This is a genomic window from Shewanella insulae (genome assembly GCF_009831655.1).
Classification (GTDB): Bacteria; Pseudomonadota; Gammaproteobacteria; order Enterobacterales; family Shewanellaceae; genus Shewanella; species Shewanella insulae.
This window is the reverse complement of sequence record NZ_WRPA01000007.1, coordinates 102,857-121,535: the sequence shown is the minus strand read 5'-3', so window position 1 is coordinate 121,535 and position 18,679 is coordinate 102,857. Positions and strand designations below refer to the sequence as shown.

The following is an 18,679-nucleotide window of genomic DNA, read 5'->3' as shown; positions in this document are numbered from 1 at the left end:
ACATTGGTTAAGGCAATGTTATTCACAGGTGGCAGTTTGGTAAAAATGCTATGTTTTTTAAAAACATCCGATTAATTGCCGTTGCAATATAAGTAAGAAGCGAGGCGGAGATATTGATCTGAATAGGGGTCATTAAGCGGAAAAAATGAGTAAATGACCAAAATGTTAAGCCAGTCATACTTTAGCCGATGCACTTTGCTGGCAATCCCTGAAAATAGCCAAAACCGGGATCCAGTAGATGTAATGAAGTTGTTGTTATAGAAAATAAAAAGTGCGCTTGAAAATCAGCCAAAGGTGATCTCGATCCGCTAGGATCTTCATCGCTTAAACATAAAAAAACACCCCGCCTGATAAACAGGTGGGGTGTTTCATCTATGGGCTTTCATTCAAACTAAAGCGGCTACTCTTTGTCAGCCTAATCTTGGGTCTAGTCCCTATAGGTAAGCGTACCGTTCTCTTTGATTTCATCGTACCAAAGGTTGTGGTGCTGTACCGCCCAGTTCTCGTCACAGTAGCCCGACTTCATACACTCCATACCACCTTCACTCAATACCGTCGCCATCCAGATGTGGACGATAGTAAAGGCGATGATGATGATGGCGCTGAGGCCGTGCACCAGTAGTGCCGCCATAGAGGCTTCACGTGGCAGTTCGAGCCCTGGCATTACCAGCATGATGCCGGAAACCCCGATGAAGAGGCCGAACAGAGTCAGTGTCCAGAACCACATCTTCTCACCGGCGTTGGCGAAGCCGCTGTCTGGGTGTTTGCCCTTGAAGGGACCGAAGTTGATGTAACCACCAACCACCAGGAACCACTTAAGGTCATACAGCTTAAATGTCTGCAACGGCATCCATTTAACCACACAGATAGCCCAAGCCACGATGAACAAGGGACCCGCATAATCGTGGATCGTCTTGCTGCCGTAGATCAGCGACCCCCAAATGCCCGTGCCCACATAGGGTTGCAGCACATGCTTACCCAACATGATGTTAAGACCGGTAAAGATCAACGCCAGGCAGGAGAGCGCCAGTACCCAGTGAATCCAAAGGTCGGCCTTGGTCCAGCGCAATACCATCTTGCCAGAGAAACCATGACTTAACTTTGAAGGACCATTCACCAGATAGAAGATCAGGAAAGCACCGAACACACCACAAACGGCCAGTGCCATCACAGGGGTGAGATAGTCGTTCTTAACGTTAGTGCCTTCGATGGCCGACACGTTAATCATAACCCCAGTCTCCACACCCTTGGCTGTGGTGTATCCCTTGTCTCCTGACTTCACGGCTTTCCATAACTCAGCGTCGCTGGTATTGGCCATCTGTTGACTGGTCTGTTCGTCAACGGCGTAGGCTGACGTCGTCAGACCTAAGCCCATTGCCAAGACCAATGGCAATAACAACACAGTGAATAGGCTGCGCAGTGATTTTAATAACATAGTCACTCCTTTACAGACCGTAAGCCCGAAAGCTTACGGTACTATTCACTTTAAACGCCAGTCTTAGGGGTATAACCCCAGATCGCATTAGGGTTACCACGGGCCGCGATACGCTCACGGTAGATGTTGGAAACCACTTCCGCATCACCGGCGAGCAGCGCCTTGGTCGAACAAAGCTCGGCACACATAGGCAACTTACCCTCGGCCAGACGGTTAGCGCCGTACTTCTTACGCTCCGCATCGGAGAAGGTCTCTTCTGGGCCACCGGCACAGAAAGTACACTTATCCATCTTGCCGCGGCTGCCAAAGGTGCTCTTCTTAGGGAACTGAGGCGCACCGAATGGGCAGGCGTATAGGCAGTAACCACAACCGATACAGGTATCTTTGTTGTGTAGCGTTAGGCCATCTTCCGTCTTGTAGAAGCAGTTTGCTGGGCAAACGGCCTGACAAGGGGCGTCGGTACAGTGCATACAAGCCACAGAGATCGAGGCTTCACCGGGTTGACCATCGTTGATGGTCACGACGCGACGGCGTTGGATACCCCACTCGAGAGCGGAATCGTTTTCGTTCTTACATGCTGTGACGCAACCGTTACACTCGATGCAGCGTTTGGTGTCACATAGAAATTTCATGACTGCCATAATGGCTTATCTCCTCATCAAGTTCCGTTAGGCTTTAGTGATCTGACACAAGCTAGACTTAGTCTCTTGCATCTGAGTCACCACGTCATAGCCATAGGTCAATACGGTGTTGGCCGATTCACCAATGATGTAAGGCACTGTACCTTCTGGGTAGCTCTTCTCCAAGCTCTCGCCTTCGAACACACCCGCGAAGTGGTACGGCATGAAACACTCGCCTTCAATCACACGCGGTGTCACCATTGCCTGCACCTTGATCTTGGCGCCTTCTGGGCTGTGAACCCATACTTCGTCACCATCACGTAGACCACGATCCGCCGCATCGGCAGGGTTGATTTCGATAAACATCTCTTGCTGAAGCTCTGCCAACCAAGGGTTAGAACGTGTCTCTTCACCACCGCCCTCGTACTCAACCAGACGACCCGAGGTCAAGGCGAGTGGGAAGCCTTTGGCGAAGTCCTGATCCTGAATAGACTTGTACAGGGTAGGAAGACGCGCCACCATACGGTCATCGTAAGTTGGGTACTTAGACACAAGATCACGACGAGGCGTATACAGAGGCTCACGGTGAACCGGAATATCATCTGGGAAGTTCCACACGATACAGCGGGCCTTAGCGTTACCAAATGGGATACAACCGTGCTTGATGGCGACACGCTGGATACCACCAGAGATATCTGTCTTCCAGTTCTTACCTTCGGCAGCCGCTTTCTCTTCTGCGGTCAGGTCGTCCCACCAGCCAAGCTGCTTGAGCATCTTGTCGGTAAACTCTGGGTAACCGTCCTTGATCTCGCTGCCTTTAGAGTAAGAGCCTTCGGCCAGGATGTTGTTACCATCGTGCTCAACACCATAACGGGCACGGAAGTTACCACCGCCGAAGCGGACTTCACGATCGGTACGGTAAAGGATCTGGGTACCTGGGTGTTTCATCTCAGGTGTGCCCCAACATGGCCAAGGCAGACCATAGGTTTCGCCCTTAGCTGGGCCACCCGGTGCTTCCAGGCTCTTGATGTCGAAGGTACCCCAGTTTTCCTGGTGCATCTTGAGACGCTCTGGGCTCTGACCCGTATAACCAATGGTCCACATACCCTTGTTGTATTCACGGACAATATCTTCGATCAACGGCTCGTCGCCATTCACCTTGATATGCTTACAGAACTCTTTCTCTATGCCCCACTTCTTCGCCAACTTGTACATGATGACGTGGTCAGGCTTAGATTCGAACAACGGCTCGATCACCTGTGAACGCCACTGCAGTGAGCGGTTAGAGGCTGATACCGAACCATAGGTCTCGAACTGAGTCGCCGCCGGCAGCAGATAGACGCCGTCTTTACGGGTATGCATGACACCCGCCATGGTTGGGAATGGATCCACAACCACTACTGTGTCCATCTTGTTCAGTGCTTCACGCACCTCACGGCCACGGGTCTCTGTGTTGACCGACTGACCCCAGAAGAATGACATACGTATGTTGTCTTTCTGAGCGATCTTAGACTTGTCTTCCAGCACACCATCGTGCCAACGAGAACAAGGAATACCGGTAGAGGTCATAGGATCCTGACCCAGACGCTGTTCCTGGTCGAAGCGAGCCTTCACCCACTCATAGTCCAGGTCCCATACGTTACACCAGTGCTTCCAAGAACCTGTCTTGAGGCCATAGTAACCAGGTAGGGTGTCGAACAGCAGACCGAAGTCGGTGGCGCCCTGTACGTTATCGTGACCACGGAAGATGTTAGTACCACCACCAGAAACGCCCATGTTGCCCAGTGCCAGCTGCAGGATACAGTAAGCGCGGGTGTTGGCATTACCAATGTGGTGCTGAGTACCACCCATACACCAGACTATGGTGCCAGGCTTAGTCTCGGCCAGTGTCTTGGCCACACGGTACATCTGCTCTTTAGGCACACCAACCACGTTTTCAACTTCTTCAGGGGTCCACTTAGCGGCCGCTTCGCGGATACGCTCCATGCCGTAGACACGCTGATCGATGAAGGTCTGGTCTTCCCACTTGTTTTCGAAGATATGCCACAGCAGACCATAGATATAAGGAATATCGGTACCTGGGCGAATATGCACGTACTCATCGGCCTTAGCGGCAGTACGGGTGAAACGAGGATCGACAACGATAATCTTCGCGCCGCGCTCTTTACCTTCCAGAATGTGTTGCATAGCAACCGGGTGAGCTTCTGAAGGGTTAGAACCGATAAACATCATCGCCTTGGCGTTGCGGATATCGTTAAACGAGTTGGTTTGCGCACCATAGCCCCAGGTGTTGGCAACACCGGCTACAGTGGTAGAGTGACAAATACGTGCCGAGTGGTCGACGTTGTTGGTGCCCCACATGGCAGCGAATTTACGGTACAGATAAGCCTGCTCGTTAGAAAACTTAGCACTACCCATGAAGAAGACTGAATCCGGGCCTGACTCCTTACGGATATCCAGCGCCTTCTGGCCTACTTCCTCGATAGCCTGATCCCAAGAGATACGCTTCCACTTACCGCCTTCTAGCTTCATGGGGTACTTGAGGCGCTTCTCACCATGGCCGTGCTCACGTAGAGACGCACCCTTGGCACAGTGGCCACCGGCATTGAATGGATGGTCGAAAGCTGGCTCTTGGCCTGTCCACACACCATTTTGTACTTCGGCGTAGATACCACAGCCCACTGAACAGTGAGAACAGATGGTACGCTTCACTTCGGTTGGCGCATCATGTGGCACTTCTTTCGCTTCGGCTTTGCGCATCATTCCAGCGCCAAGCATAGAGGCCGCGGCAATACCACCAGTAGCAAGACCTGCAGACTGAAGGAACTGACGACGACTTAGACCCAGGGCAGGCTTTTTAGCGACTTCTGCCTGGTCTGTTTTGCGGGTTAATCGCATCACACACTCTCCTAATGTTATTGAATTACTGCGTAATTACTCGCCCAAGACTTACTTGGTACGTAAAGACGCGTAATAACTACGAATATGATCTGTCTCGTGGTAACCATCGCCGTGCGCTGCATCTTTTTGAGGTGCAGGCGTTACCGCCGCGGCCTGGCCGCTAACGGTTGCCACGGCACCCGCTGCACTGCCCAGGGCTAATGCTTTTAGCAATTGACGACGACCCATATCAGAAGCTTGCTTCTTCATAGTGTCTCCTTGATGTTGACTCAATGTAGGCTCTAGTCTCATCATCTCGGTCGATTCGGCTTTGCAGACAAGTCGACACTAAGACCAGAACCCGACGCTTGGTGAGGGTTGCCCCTCGGTTTCAATATGTCGGCGCGCTGGCGCCGACCACTAAGCTAAACCACAACCTAGGACGCGAGTTCGCTGGCTGTCGGTTCAATCTTCTCCGCTTCGCTGCCGGGGCAGTTCACCGGAATATCTAACTTAAGTTGTTCAAACTCGTTGACTTCGATAACGAAAAACGCCTTGGCTAGCTGGGCCACAGTAGCGTAGAAGGCCGCACTTGGCGCCCGTCCCAGGTGGTCGCAGAAGCGATCGATCCAGCTGCCGATGTGGCGTTGGTAGAAGGCCAGCTGACGGAAGCCAGGAGCCTCCAGGATCAGGGTTCCCATCACCTCGCACAGGGCGGCCACATGATCTTCCGGCTCCTTCACCTCTTCGCTGCGCTCGAACCCCAGCTGGGCCAGATCCTGTCTGAGCAGCGCCAGGGGCTTATCCATCAGCGAACCCGTCATAAACCAGCTGCCGTAGGGCAAGATCTCACCGCTGCCGACGCCGAGGAAGATGTTGAAGTACTCCTCCTCCAGCTGCTCAGGGGTAAACTGGTCCGCCGCCAATTTCAGCGCCAACCAAGCCTTGGTCATGTCGCTGTCATCGTCGGCATCTATCTCCAGGGTGGAAAGGAACTGCAAAAGTTCAGCACTTGGCTGCTTGCGTAAAAGCGCCGCCAAAAGCTGGTAGATATCGGCTCTTAACTGATCGTTTTCTGAAACTTCTCTTACTAATTCGGTCATGGCTAAACTCTTATCGCAGTTGCTTTTCAGGATCTTGAAGTATGTCTTCAAACATGTCTTTTACCCGGCAGTCGCTACACATCTTCAGGCGCTCGGTATTGGCACTGAAGGCACTGTGTCCGCCGACTACATCCAGCATCCGTTGCACCATGGATTGGGTGGCGAATGGAGTACCACAACGAATACATTCGAACGGGGCCTCCTCATTCAGGGTTTGACGGCTCTGACGGGCCGCCGCATCGAAATTAATCTGTGGTGTCAGGCTGATCACCTTCTCCGGACAGGCCGACTCACACAGGCCGCACTGCACACAGGCTTGCTCGACAAAATAGAGCGCCGGCTTCTCACCACCGTCGGTCAGCGCCTGGGTAGGACAGGTCGACACACAGGAGAGACACAGGGTGCAGTTGTCGGTATTAACACTCACCTTGCCGTAAGGAATATTGCTCTTGCTCAGACAGGCATCGGTAGAGGCCGCCTGGCTGTTGAGGTGATCGATCGCCGCGTAGAGGGTCTCACGCTTGGTGGTGGCGGCAAATTCGCCCGGCACAATCATGGGCCAGCTGGCGCTAGGTTCGATCAGTGCGGCCAGCTCGGCAATCTGACTGGCCTCAATCACGCTCACACGCTGGGGCTGACCCATCTCGTCGAGGATCTCGTTGGCCAGCTTGAGCTCGCCGTTGAGCATCTGGGTCAGGGTCGGCGCCGTGGCCTCTGTGTTGAGCACCAAGATCTGGCGTGCGCCCCAGGCCAGGGCCGCCATCCAGTGATCCATGCTGGCGACCGTGATCTCCTCCAGCTCCACCGGCAATATGGTACCCGGCAGCTCATCGGTGATAAGTGAGGCACCCAGGCTGGCATCGTGGAACAGGATCACAGGGGCGGTCTGCGCCGCGCTGCGAAAACGTGTGACCAGCTTGTTCAGGTAAGAGTGCAGCGCCTGTGGCGTTGGCAGGTCATAGCTGATGGCACCGGTTGGACAGGCATTGGTACAGCTGCCCGCACCATGACAGAGGTAAGGGTCGATCTCTATCTTATGGTCAACACTGGCGATGGCATCGGCGGGACAGAAGTTGAGGCAGCGGTTACAGCCATCGATGCCGTTTCTGTGGTGGGCACAGATGTCGCTGTTCACCTTGACGTAGCGCGGCTTGTCGAACTCGCCGATCAGCTCGGGCAGCTGGGCGATCGCATCCATCAACTTGGCCTCATCCTGGCCCACGTAGAAGTAACCCGGTGGCAGCATCTCGAGGTTGATACAGGGAGACTGGCTCAGGTCGAGGATCAGGTCGAAATGGGCCTTGCGAATGGCCACCAGGCTGAGATCGGCGGTGCCGTCGTCATGCTCAACCTTCACCTGGAACTGACCCAGGAAACCTTTGATCTCGATGAGCTTGTTATAGTAGCTCTCGACATCTTCGGCGGCGTTCATCACCTTCTCCAGGTGATCTTCATCCTGGCTGGTGATCGACTCGTTGGCCAGAATGGCGCGTTGACCCATGTTAGCCAGCTTGTCGGCCGCCAGGCGTGCCAAGTCTTCCGGGCCAATGATCAACACATTGCCCTCTGTGGTGTAACTCACTGTGGGTGGGATCAGGTTTTGCAGAATTTGTGTCTGTCCCAACACTTGCTGGCGCACCTGTTTCAGGTGGGCCAAATTGTCGCTCGTCTCTAAATGCATGCTCACATTGCGTTCCTAAGCAGTATTTGGCTGCTGTATCAGCCGGGTGGCTGTTGTGCTCTAACGGCATGCGCTTGTTGCGCCAGCTTCACCCTGAGTTCAACGATTATCTAACTCGTTGTTAATTGTCGTTAATACAGCAATTCACGTACCAAATTTATGGATTTAAAAGCACTCTAAACTTACCTTAAACAACAGGTGGCTTGGTTGATGCCTGTAATTCTGGTTCATTTTGGGACACCTCCTCGGATGCCCTGTCCAAATTGTCCTCGACCTGTGGCGCGGCGTTTTTCTGCTGGGCCAACTGGGTTTCCACCGTCTCGACGTCGGCCTCGGCCGCCTCCTCCTCCTTGGTCAGATGCCTGAAGACCTTCTTGGCTAACTCGGCCGATACCTCGGCGGTCAACTTGGGCTGATCTGTGTAGTCCAGGGCGTATTCCAGCAGGCCATCGATCTCGTTGTAGTGTGGCTGCTTCCACAGCGCCCTCAGGGCCGCCGTCTTGGCCTCTGGATCGACATTGTCGGCCATGAAACTGGCGAAGCTGCCGCCCACCTCAATCTTTTCGGGATCCGGCAGGTCCTCGGCGGTCAGAACCTTCGTCTCTTCTGGGGCAACCTGGGCCGTGGACTCGGCAGCATCCGCACCTTCGGCCTCAGCCGAGTGTTCTACTGGCGTTTCCTGGGCCTGTTCGGCCAGACGCGCCGCCTCTTCCTCGGCCTGCACCTGTTGGCGACGCTGAGTCCAGCGTGCGAAGAGTCCGCTTGGCTTATCACTCATCAGGACACCAGCCCTCGATCCGGATTGGTACTCGGCCCCTCGTTCTTACGACGATTGACATGCTTGCGCCTATGGGCACAGATCTCCACCTCGCCGTGACGGGTGATGAAGGCCTCGATCCAACAGGCGATCGCCTTGGGCATGGGGAAATTCAACACAGGGGTATCCCCCTCAAGACAGCCGGCTGCGACATTTTGGTCGGCCGAGATATAGGCTGGCACCCAGGTGCCATCTTCCAATTCGTCACACACCACGTAGAGCATGGCGTTGTCCATATCCAGATTGATGCGATAGCTGCCGCGCTCATCTTTGTAGAGCTCTAGCATCACTATGTGGGCCCCGGCAGGCGCGGGCTGAGTGGCGGGAACTATCTGATCTAACTCCCAGCTTTCAGCGGTCCAGCGCCCCATCTGTTTCTCCACCTTTTTCAGTGAGACATACATGGGCCATTGACTTTCGGTATGTTGCATTGCGTCTCCGTTTTGCCTAGCAGGCCGGCGTATTGCAGATTCGCCGGGCATTGGGTTAGCGATATACAGTCCGAAGCAATTTACATGCCATCGCTTGAGCGGGAATTGTTTGAACTGGATCATCAAATCCCTAACAAGCGTAGGACAATTTGTCCTAAAAGCCATTTTGGTCGGGACATAAAAGGGCGACCGCAAACAAAGTCGGCGCCTGGATCACGCATTTACACTCAAAATCCTTGTATGGGAACGATAATTGCTATGCTGAATGGGCCCCAACGCAATAAGACGAGAGCAATGACAAGTTACAGACACCCCACACTGGTCAAGACCCAGGCCGATGCCCCCCTCACCATGGCCGTCAAAGCCATCAACGAGCAGGGCGAAGTGGTCGACAAATATATCGCCTGTGAACGTCCCCTCACCCTCTACCTAAACTGGCGTCCCATAGTGACCCTGATGACACTCGGTGCCCGTCCCGAGGCGTTGGCACTGGGCTACCTGAAGAATCAGGGCTTTATCAGCGACGTCAAGCAACTCGAGTCTGTGATCGTGGATTGGGGGGTTAACTCGGCGGCGGTGATCACCAAGGAGTCGACCGCGCATCTGGAGGAGAAGCTGGCCGAGAAGACGGTCACCACGGGCTGTGGCCAGGGCACAGTCTATGGCGGCTTCATGGATGGCGTGGAGGATATTCGCCTGCCGACACCGCGGCTGAAGCAGAGCATGCTCTACAGCCTGCTGAACAACATCAGCGCCTACAACGAGACCTACAAGAATGCCGGAGCCGTGCATGGCTGCGGCCTGTGTGAGGGCGAGCAGATCATCGGCTTCGTCGAAGATGTCGGTCGTCACAACGCGGTAGACACACTCGCCGGTGAGATGTGGCTCAATCAACAGGGCGGTGGCAACAAGCTGTTCTACACCACGGGACGCCTCACCTCGGAGATGGTGATCAAGGTGGCCAAGATGGGCATTCCCGTACTGCTCTCTCGTAGTGGCGCCACCCAGATGGGGCTGGAGCTGGCCCAGAAGCTGGGGATCACCATGATCGCCCGCGCCAAGGGTCGCCACTTCCTCGTCTACCATGGCGCGGAGAATATCGAATTCGATGCCACGCCCCCCAAACGCAACCTAGGATAACGGCAGAAGTTTAAAGGACTATCCATGACTGAACCCAGCGAACTCGTCTACATGAGCGCCAAACAGGTCGCGGAGTATCTCGATCTCAACGAGAAGAAGGTCTACTCCATGGCCAACGACCGCATATTGCCCGCCACCAAGGTGACGGGTAAATGGTTGTTCCCCAAGATCTTGATCGACCGTTGGGTCATGGACTCCTGCCATAGCGGCATGCTGTCTGATCGCATGCATATCACGGGCAGCGACGATCCCCTGCTCTCCATGTTAGTGGCCCGCCTCATGTCTAAGATAGGCAAGAGCGACCTGATCAGCTATAGCTCAACCGGCTCTCGCATGGGGTTGGATCTCCTGTCGCGCGGCTACGCCGACGTCTGCACCCTGCACTGGGGCAATGTGGAAGAGCGCAACATTCGCCACCCCGCGCTGCTCAAGGGCTATCCCAATCACCAGCAGTGGGTAATGGTACACGGCTACACCCGCCAACAGGGGTTGATGATGCGCAGCGAGATGCACCACAGGTGCCAGGAAGAGGATAAGGTGGTCGGCCTCCCCTGGCGCTGGGTGGGACGCCAGGCCGGCGCCGGTAGTCAGCAACATCTGGAACATTGGCTGATCAAGCAGGGCGCCAGCATAGAGCAGCTCAATCCCCAGATCACCGCCTACAGCGAACGGGAGCTGGCGGGCTTCATCGCCCGTAACGAGGCCGATATCGGCTTCGGTTGCCAGTCTGTGGCACTGGAGAGCGGCCTGAGCTTCGTTCCCCTGGTCACCGAGTCCTTCGACTTCGTAATGCCTCAGGGGATCTACTTCCGCCGTCAGCTCCAGGCGCTGTTCGAAATGCTCGCAAGCACCCAGACTCGCCAGTTGGCGGCACAGCTTGGCGGCTATGATCTCAGCCAGTGTGGCCAGATGCTGTGGACGGCCCACTAAGGTGAAATCTTTTAGCTTCATTGCCTTACAAAGCCGGACCTATGGGGTAGTATGTAAATAATCCCCAATTTCAAATAACCGACAGGCAAGCAGATGGAAGCAGAGTTAAACGAGATCCAAAACTTCTTAGCCCAATATCCCCCGTTTAACGCCCTGCCCGACGAGGTGGTTTCCATGGTGTGTCATCATGTGGAGATCGCCTACTATCGCAAAGACACGCCCATCATCCACTTCGGCGACCAGATCCACGATCTCTACATGGTCCGCAGCGGCGTGGTGGAGGTCTATCGCCGCAAGGGGGAACTCTATAACCGCCTGGACAGCGGCGATCTCTTCGGCCAGATGGGGCTATTGACCAACAACAAGGTACGCTTTCCGGTCAAGGCGATTGAGGACACCTTGGTCTACTGCATCCCTGAGGCAATCTTCCAAGAACTCTATGATCAACACGATACCTTTGCCGACTTCGTCGAGGTGGAAGACAGCGCCCGTCTGCGCCAGACGGTATCGAACTCCAGCGACCAGAATGACCTCACCACCTCAAAGGTAAAGACCCTGCTCACTCGCGACGCCCCGGTTATTCATAAGAATGAAAGCATACAGCAGGCCGCTATCATGATGGCTCAGGAGAATGTCTCTTCCCTGCTAGTGATCGACCCCGACGTCTTGGACGATGATGAATCCGATAGTTCCCCGCTGATGGGCATCATCACAGACAGGGATCTCTGCACCCGGGTCGTCGCCGAGGGCATAGATCCCGCCACAGAACTATCAAGCATAGTTAGCGCCGAGGTGGTCACCCTAGATCATAACGCCTATGTCTACGAGGCCATGCTGACTATGCTGCGCTACAACGTGCATCACCTGCCGGTGTTCAAGGGACGCAAACCCATAGGCATCATAGAAGCCACAGATATCGTCCGCTACGAGTCGCAAAACTCCCTGCTGTTGGTCAGCAGCATCTTCCAGCAGCAAACCCTGGAGGATCTGGCCACCCTTTCCGCTCAGGTCAAAGACAGCTTCGTACGCCTGGTGAACGAAGATGCTAACTCCCACATGGTCGGCAGTGCCATGTCGGTGATCGGCCGCAGCTTCAAGCAGCGTATTCTCGAACTGGCAGAAGAAAAACTGGGGCCTCCGCCCATCCCCTACTGCTTCCTGGCACTGGGCTCCATGGGGCGCGACGAGCAGCTTATCGTCACGGATCAGGACAACGCCATTATTCTGGATGATAGCTTCGATAAGGCAAAACACGATGAGTACTTCAGCCAGCTGGCCAGCTTCGTCTGCGACGGCTTAGATCTCTGCGGATACAGCTACTGCACGGGAGATATCATGGCCACCAATCCAATGTGGCGCATGACGCGCAAGGAGTGGGAGGAGTGCTTCGCCGACTGGATAGACGACCCCAATCCCAAAGCCTTGCTCAACGCCTCCATATTCTTCGATCTCGATGGCGTCTATGGCCGACTCAAGTGGGCCGAGCAGCTCAACGGTTTCATCGTCCGTCGGGCGCGTAAGAACAACCGTTTCCTGGCATGTCTCGCCCGCAATGCCCTGAATCGCACCCCACCGCTGGGGTTCTTCAAAGACTTTGTGATGGAGAAAGATGGTCGCCACAACAATTCTATCAACCTCAAACGCCGTGGCACGGCGCCCCTGGCGGATCTCATCAGGGTACACGCCTTGGCGGTTGGCTCCCGAGCCCGCAACTCCTTCGAGCGCCTGGATGACATCATTGATGCCAACATATTGCCCAAGGGGCGTGCCCAGGATCTGCGCGATGCCATGGAGTTCATCTCCATGGTACGCATACGTCATCAGGCCTTCGACGTAGAACAGGGCATAGACCCAGACAACAACATAGAGCCCGAGCATCTATCGGATTTCGAGCGCCGTAACCTCAAGGATGCGTTTCAGATCTTGAGTAATGCCCAGAACTTCCTCAAGTTCCGCTACAACGCCAGTAACCAGTTTAAGTGAGCCTAAGATGCTGAAGAAGCTACTGTCACCGCCGAGCATCGACTGGCCGGGTAAATTCGACCAGAGGCTCAAGACCACCGAGAACCAAGGTTTACGCCAGTACTACCTGGGCGGCCTGCCAGATCCCGACACGCCGCTGGCGGAGGTCGAGCTGCTGGCCATGGACTTCGAGACCACGGGCCTGAATGTCGACAAGGACGATATCGTCAGCATAGGCACAGTGCCCTTCAATCTAAACCGCATCTTTCTCAACCGTGCCCAGCACTGGACGGTCAGACCCAGAGAACAGCTGGCCGAAGAGTCAGTGATCATTCACGGCATCACACACAGTGACATACTGGACGCGCCGGACCTTTCTGCCATCTTCGAGCAGGTGCTACAACAGATGGCAGGCAAGATCATTGTGGTGCACTATCAGCACATAGAGCGGCAGTTCCTGGAACGTGCATTGATCCGCCGTATCCATCAGGGCATAGAGTTCCCCGTCATAGACACTATGGCACTGGAATCTGAGATACAGAGGCAGCAGTACGGCGGTCTATTGCAACGTCTCAAGGGAAAGAAGCCCAGTTCGGTGCGATTGGGTCAGAGTCGCTCAAGATATGGCCTGCCCAGCTATCCCCCCCACAACGCACTGACCGACGCCATCGCCACCGCCGAGCTGCTACAGGCACAGATCGCCCATCACTTCGACCCAAGCCGTCCGATAAAAGAATTCTGGTGTTAGTACTTATGCCAGCGCCCATATTAACGCTGACAATAAAAAAGGAGGCCTATGGCCTCCTTTTTTCTTAACTATCGCCGCATTAGAAGCGCTCGGTACGCATCCCCTTCAGCAGGCTGACACACATCAGCAGCAGTATCACGGTAAAGGGCAGCGCGGTCGATATGGCACCGGCCTGCAATGCCTGAATCGCCTCGGTACCACCAATCCACAGCAATGCCATGGCTATCGCGCCTTCAAGCAGCGCCCAGAACACCCTTTGCGGTACAGGCGCGTCTATCTTGCCACCGGCTGTGATGCTGTCGATCACCAGAGAGCCAGAGTCTGACGAGGTGATGAAGAACACCAAAACCAGTATCACGGCGATGATTGAGAGCAGAGTACCCATAGGCAGCACGTCAAACATCTGGAACATGGCCAGCGGCACATCGGTCAAGCCTTTCTCGCCCAACTCACCCACCTTGTTGACCACCTGATCGATCGCCATGCCACCAAATACCGACATCCAGATCAGGGTGACGGCAGTCGGCACCAGCAGCACTGCGGTGATGAACTCACGTACCGTACGGCCCTTAGAAACCCTGGCGATAAACATGCCCACGAATGGCGACCAGGAGATCCACCAGGCCCAATAGAATACGGTCCAACCCTGGAACCAGGCCTCATCGCCTCGGCCATGGGGGTTACTCAAGGGAATAATGTTCTCCACATAGGCCATCAGGGTAGTTGGAACGCTGCCCAGGCTGACGGCGTAGCCGATCATAGCCACCAAGATCAGCAGCAGGAAGGCGACGATCATGTTGACATTACTGATCACCTTAACACCACCGTCTATACCGCGCACCACAGACACTACGGCCAGCAGGGTCACACCGACAATCACTATCATCTGCAGTCCCAGGCCGGCATCGATACCAAACACATGGTGGATACCACTAGCGGCCTGCTGAGCCCCGAGCCCTAACGAGGTCGCCAGACCAAACAGGGTCGCCAACACGGCCAGGATATCGACAATATGTCCAGCCCAACCCCAGGCTCTGTCACCCAACAAGGGGTAGAAGATGGAGCGGATAGAGAGGGGCATTCCCTTGTTATATGCAAAGAAGGCCAAGGATAGGGCCACTACACCATAGATGGCCCAGGGATGTAGGCCCCAGTGGAACATGGTGGCACCTAACGCCAACTTGGCCGCCTCCGGCGTGTTAGGCTCGACCCCTAGAGGCGTCTCATACCAGCCAGTAAAGTAGGCCACCGGCTCGGCCACGCTCCAGAACATCAGGCCAATCCCCATACCTGCGGCAAATAGCATGGAAAGCCAAGAAAGGAAGGAATAATCCGCCGTCGCCTCGTTGCCCCCCAAGCGTATCTTACCGTAGGGCGACAGGATCAGACCCAGGCAGAAAATCACGAAAATATTCCCCGACCAGATAAACAACCAGTCGAAGGCGCCAATAATCTTCCACTTGATACCGTCGAGCACAGACTTGGCCGTCTCGGCATCGGTCAACAGGGTCGCCAACAAAAAGGCCGCAATTAGCCCGGCACTCACCCCAAACACGGGGTTATGTACATCGAACCCCCACTTCTGCACATTGTCCTGACCGATTGTATAGTCGGTGCTTTCAATGCTGTATTTATCAATACCTTTCGTCATCGATTCTCTCCGTAAAGACTCAAAGAATCGCCACCAGGCAATCATTTAGATTTGATTAAAATGATTTGAACTCATAGCAATACAATAAAAATATCCGCCCCTATTGTAACGCCATCGACGCCTACGTCCAATATTTAACCCAATTTTAACCATTTAGCGACTTTTTAACCCTAAAAATCCCGTTATAAATGGATGCCATGGGGATTTTTACCAACGGCAATATAATTTGAACACAAACAATAAATGAATAAAGCGAGTGGAAATAATTCCAGTCGCCTAGATTCCCAAAAAGCCAACAGGCTCCCCTCTGTCCCTAAAAGCACTTGAATCCGCCGAGTCGCGAAAGCTACTATCGACATCATCAGGACGCCATAAGAAGATTAGATGCAAAAAAACATACTCATCACGGGCGTAGGCAAACGCATCGGCCTCTATCTGGCAGAGGCCTTTCTCGCCCGCGGACACAAGGTTATCGGCACCTATCGCAGCCACTACCCCAGCATAGAGGCATTAAAGGCGCTGGGCGCCGATCTCTATCCCTGTGACTTTAACGCGCCAACCCAACTGCAGAAGCTGATTCAAACCCTAGTACAGAATTACCAGCACCTGGATGCGGTGATCCACAATGCCTCACTCTGGCTGAGTGATGACAGCCCTCTAGGACCAGAGCAGCTAATGACGCAGATGATGCAGGTACATGTCTCTGCCCCCTACCAACTTAATCTTGCCCTGGCCCCGCTGCTGCAACGCCAGGAAACCATGACAGACATAATCCATCTCACCGACTATGTGGCACACAGGGGCAGCAAGAAACATATCGCCTATGCCGCCAGCAAGGCCGCGCTGGAAAACATGACCCTCTCCTTCGCCGCCAAGCTGGCCCCACAGGTGAAGGTCAACGCCATCGCGCCGGCGCTGATCTGCTTCAACGAGCATGACGATGCGGCCTATCGCGAGAAGGCCATGGCCAAGTCGGTACTTGCCAGAGAGGGCGGCGAAACAGAGGTGCTAGAGGCGATCGACTACCTGATGCAGAGCCAGTATGTAACGGGGCGTTCCCTGGCGCTGGATGGCGGCAGACACCTGAAATAAGTCCGAGACCAGACACCTATTGCCGGTCGGCATCATAAGGGGAACTGTGGGGGCACAAAAAAGCGAGGCATTTGCCTCGCTTCTTACGTTCACGACTGAGTATTCAGCGGCTTTGGTAGTAAACACTCACACACCGCAGACCGGGCATGAACTCTGCTTAGGTAGCTTCATCTCTCGAAATTCCATGGTCATGGCATCTATCATCAGGATGCGGCCGCTGAGAGTCTTGCCCATCTTGGCCAGCACCTTGATCGCCTCCACCGCCTGCAGGCAACCTATCATACCCACCACGGGTGCCAGAATGCCCGACTCGACACAGGTTAGCTGTTGGTCGCCAAACAGCTTGCTGTAGCAGTGATAACAGGGGCTCTGCTCGCCATAGTCGAATACGGTAACCGTGCCCTCCATGCGGATAGCGGCGGCCGACACCAGCGGCACCTTATGCGTGAAACAGGCCTGGTTGAGCTGTTCACGCACCACTATGTTGTCGGTACAGTCCATCACCAGATCATGCTCTGCCACCAGCGCCAGGATCTGCTCGTCATCGAGCACGGCATTGATGGTCTCGACCCTGAGGTGGGGATTGAGCTGCATCAGCGATGCCTTAGCCGACTCCACCTTGGGCTGGCCGATAGTGGCATCATGGTGCAGCACCTGCCGCTGCAGGTTAGACAGCTCGACGGTATCGAAATCCACCAGGGTCAGCTGACCCACTCCGGCAACCGCCAGATATTGGGTGGAGGCGCAGCCTAGGCCGCCGGCACCTATTACCAGCACCTTGGCCTGCTTGAGTCGCTCCTGGCCTTCGAAATCCATCGCCTTGATGGAGATATGGCGGCTATAGCGCAATATCTCGGCGTCAGAGAGGATCTCCTCTTGGGTATTATGCTCCATCCAACGCCCCTAGAGTGCCAACACTGAGTTGAAGGGCTCCACTGTCACCAGGCTACCGTCCGGCGTATCTCCCTGCTCCTGAGCCAGTATGATGAAGCAGTTGGCCAGACTCATGGAAGTGAGCATACCAGAGCCCTGACCGCCGGTGACACTCACCTCGGTCTCACCCTGGGCATTTTGACTCAGCACGCCACGTTGATACTCGACGCGACCAGGGAACTTGCGCAGGTTGCCCTTTAGCTTGGCCCGCAACAGGAGCGGCTTCACCTGTGGCAACCCTTGCATCTTGTTGAGCAGCGGCCACACCAACTTGTAGAAGGTCACCATGGAGGAAACGGGATTACCCGGCAGGCCACAGAAGACGGCATCGCCGATACGGCCGAAGGCGAAGGGCTTGCCCGGCTTGATAGCAAGCTTCCAGAAGGTGATCTCACCCTCCTCGTCGAGGATCTGCTTGGTAAAGTCGGCATCACCCACAGAGACGCCACCCGAGGTGATCACCATATCGGCATTGGCCGACGCATTGCGAAACGCGGCGCGGATCGCCTCAGGGTCGTCTTCAATCACCCCAAGGTCTATCCACTCGACGTTGGCGCGACTCAACAGGCCCTGAATACTGTAGCGATTAGAGTCATAGATCTGACCCGGTGCCAGCTCGCTGCCCACTGGGCGTAGCTCGTCACCGGTAGAAAAGAAGGCCACCTTCACCTGACGAGTCACCCGCACCTGGCTGGCACCTATGGTGGCCAAAACGCCCATCTCGGCGGCGCCAATCTGAGTGCCGGCGCAGAGCACCTTGCCCCCCATCTTCACCTCTTCACCGCGACGACGCACGTTGGCGCCTAACGCCTTGGGCGCCTCGATCACTATGTTGTCGCCGTCGACCTCGACCTTCTCCTGCATCTGCACTGTGTCATAACCCGGCGGCACTGGCGCCCCCGTCATGATACGCACACAGGTATTGGCACCGGCCTCGCCCTCGAAGGGATGCCCGGCAAAGGACTGACCTATGAGGGTGAAACGATTGCCCTGGGTCAGGTCCTCGAAACGGAAGGCGTAGCCGTCCATCGCCGAGTTATCGAAGGGAGGCAGGTCTATGCTCGACGCCAGATCCTCGGCCAGCACGCGTCCCAAGGCATGGGGCAGCTGCACCATTTCCGACTCATCCAGTGGACGAACTTGTTCCAATAGCTTGATGATGGCTTCATCGGGATGCATTAGGCTGGGTTTTGCACAGGGATCGGCTTGCATAGACATAGAGTACCTTAGCGTTAACTGTAGGATATGAGTAAAAG

At 55.0% G+C, this 18,679-nt stretch carries 16 protein-coding genes; 5 read left to right on the top strand and 11 right to left on the bottom strand.

The window, feature by feature from the left end; genetic code table 11:
• Nucleotides 1–427 precede the first annotated feature (427 nt).
• The 8 genes from GNT65_RS09675 to GNT65_RS09640 form a co-directional block, all read right to left on the bottom strand.
• Nucleotides 428–1,435 (bottom strand): formate dehydrogenase subunit gamma, encoded by a 1,008-nt coding sequence (locus GNT65_RS09675; RefSeq protein WP_160795657.1) that lies wholly within the window; start codon nt 1,433–1,435, stop codon nt 428–430.
• Nucleotides 1,436–1,485: 50 nt separating this feature from the next.
• The gene (fdh3B, locus tag GNT65_RS09670; RefSeq protein ID WP_041509657.1) at nt 1,486–2,076 is read right to left on the bottom strand and encodes a formate dehydrogenase FDH3 subunit beta; all 591 of its coding nucleotides are present in this window, start codon (nt 2,074–2,076) and stop codon (nt 1,486–1,488) included.
• A 27-nt stretch (nt 2,077–2,103) separates the two neighbouring features.
• Nucleotides 2,104–4,953, bottom strand: a complete 2,850-nt coding sequence (locus tag GNT65_RS09665) for a formate dehydrogenase subunit alpha (RefSeq protein ID WP_160795808.1) — start codon at nt 4,951–4,953, stop codon at nt 2,104–2,106.
• A 51-nt stretch (nt 4,954–5,004) separates the two neighbouring features.
• On the bottom strand, nt 5,005–5,205 hold the full coding sequence (locus tag GNT65_RS09660) for a twin-arginine translocation signal domain-containing protein (RefSeq protein WP_160795655.1): 201 nt from the start codon (nt 5,203–5,205) through the stop codon (nt 5,005–5,007).
• A 167-nt stretch (nt 5,206–5,372) separates the two neighbouring features.
• On the bottom strand, nt 5,373–6,038 hold the full coding sequence (locus GNT65_RS09655; RefSeq protein ID WP_160795653.1) for a TorD/DmsD family molecular chaperone: 666 nt from the start codon (nt 6,036–6,038) through the stop codon (nt 5,373–5,375).
• Between the two features lie 10 nt (nt 6,039–6,048).
• Nucleotides 6,049–7,719: a 4Fe-4S binding protein gene (locus GNT65_RS09650; protein ID WP_160795806.1), complete on the bottom strand. Its 1,671-nt coding sequence runs from the start codon at nt 7,717–7,719 to the stop codon at nt 6,049–6,051.
• A 187-nt stretch (nt 7,720–7,906) separates the two neighbouring features.
• The gene (locus GNT65_RS09645) at nt 7,907–8,497 is read right to left on the bottom strand and encodes a DUF3306 domain-containing protein (protein WP_160795651.1); all 591 of its coding nucleotides are present in this window, start codon (nt 8,495–8,497) and stop codon (nt 7,907–7,909) included.
• Nucleotides 8,497–8,967 (bottom strand): DUF3305 domain-containing protein, encoded by a 471-nt coding sequence (locus GNT65_RS09640; protein ID WP_144202355.1) that lies wholly within the window; start codon nt 8,965–8,967, stop codon nt 8,497–8,499. The genes GNT65_RS09645 and GNT65_RS09640 overlap by 1 nt, the downstream gene beginning before the upstream one ends.
• A gap of 294 nt (nt 8,968–9,261) precedes the next feature.
• On the opposite strand from GNT65_RS09640, the gene GNT65_RS09635 reads away from it, so the two are divergent.
• From GNT65_RS09635 to GNT65_RS09620, 4 genes are all read left to right on the top strand, one after another.
• Nucleotides 9,262–10,107: a formate dehydrogenase accessory sulfurtransferase FdhD gene (locus GNT65_RS09635; RefSeq protein ID WP_160795649.1), complete on the top strand. Its 846-nt coding sequence runs from the start codon at nt 9,262–9,264 to the stop codon at nt 10,105–10,107.
• Between the two features lie 24 nt (nt 10,108–10,131).
• Nucleotides 10,132–11,037 (top strand): helix-turn-helix transcriptional regulator, encoded by a 906-nt coding sequence (locus GNT65_RS09630; RefSeq protein WP_160795647.1) that lies wholly within the window; start codon nt 10,132–10,134, stop codon nt 11,035–11,037.
• Nucleotides 11,038–11,130: 93 nt separating this feature from the next.
• Nucleotides 11,131–13,020 (top strand): putative nucleotidyltransferase substrate binding domain-containing protein, encoded by a 1,890-nt coding sequence (locus GNT65_RS09625; protein ID WP_160795645.1) that lies wholly within the window; start codon nt 11,131–11,133, stop codon nt 13,018–13,020.
• Between the two features lie 7 nt (nt 13,021–13,027).
• Nucleotides 13,028–13,747, top strand: coding sequence for a 3'-5' exonuclease (locus GNT65_RS09620; protein WP_160795643.1), 720 nt, complete (start codon nt 13,028–13,030; stop codon nt 13,745–13,747).
• Nucleotides 13,748–13,826: 79 nt separating this feature from the next.
• On the opposite strand, the gene GNT65_RS09615 is transcribed toward GNT65_RS09620, so the two are convergent.
• Entirely contained in the window at nt 13,827–15,398 is a 1,572-nt protein-coding gene (locus tag GNT65_RS09615; RefSeq protein WP_160795641.1) for a BCCT family transporter, read from the bottom strand.
• Nucleotides 15,399–15,782: 384 nt separating this feature from the next.
• Between GNT65_RS09615 and folM the strand changes: the two genes are divergently transcribed.
• The gene (folM, locus tag GNT65_RS09610; RefSeq protein ID WP_160795639.1) at nt 15,783–16,490 is read left to right on the top strand and encodes a dihydromonapterin reductase; all 708 of its coding nucleotides are present in this window, start codon (nt 15,783–15,785) and stop codon (nt 16,488–16,490) included.
• A 126-nt stretch (nt 16,491–16,616) separates the two neighbouring features.
• Here folM and moeB read toward each other — a convergent pair whose 3' ends face one another.
• Nucleotides 16,617–17,384: a molybdopterin-synthase adenylyltransferase MoeB gene (gene moeB / locus GNT65_RS09605; protein ID WP_160795637.1), complete on the bottom strand. Its 768-nt coding sequence runs from the start codon at nt 17,382–17,384 to the stop codon at nt 16,617–16,619.
• A gap of 9 nt (nt 17,385–17,393) precedes the next feature.
• Entirely contained in the window at nt 17,394–18,641 is a 1,248-nt protein-coding gene (moeA, locus tag GNT65_RS09600) for a molybdopterin molybdotransferase MoeA (protein WP_160795635.1), read from the bottom strand.
• Between the last annotated feature and the right edge of the window lie 38 nt (nt 18,642–18,679).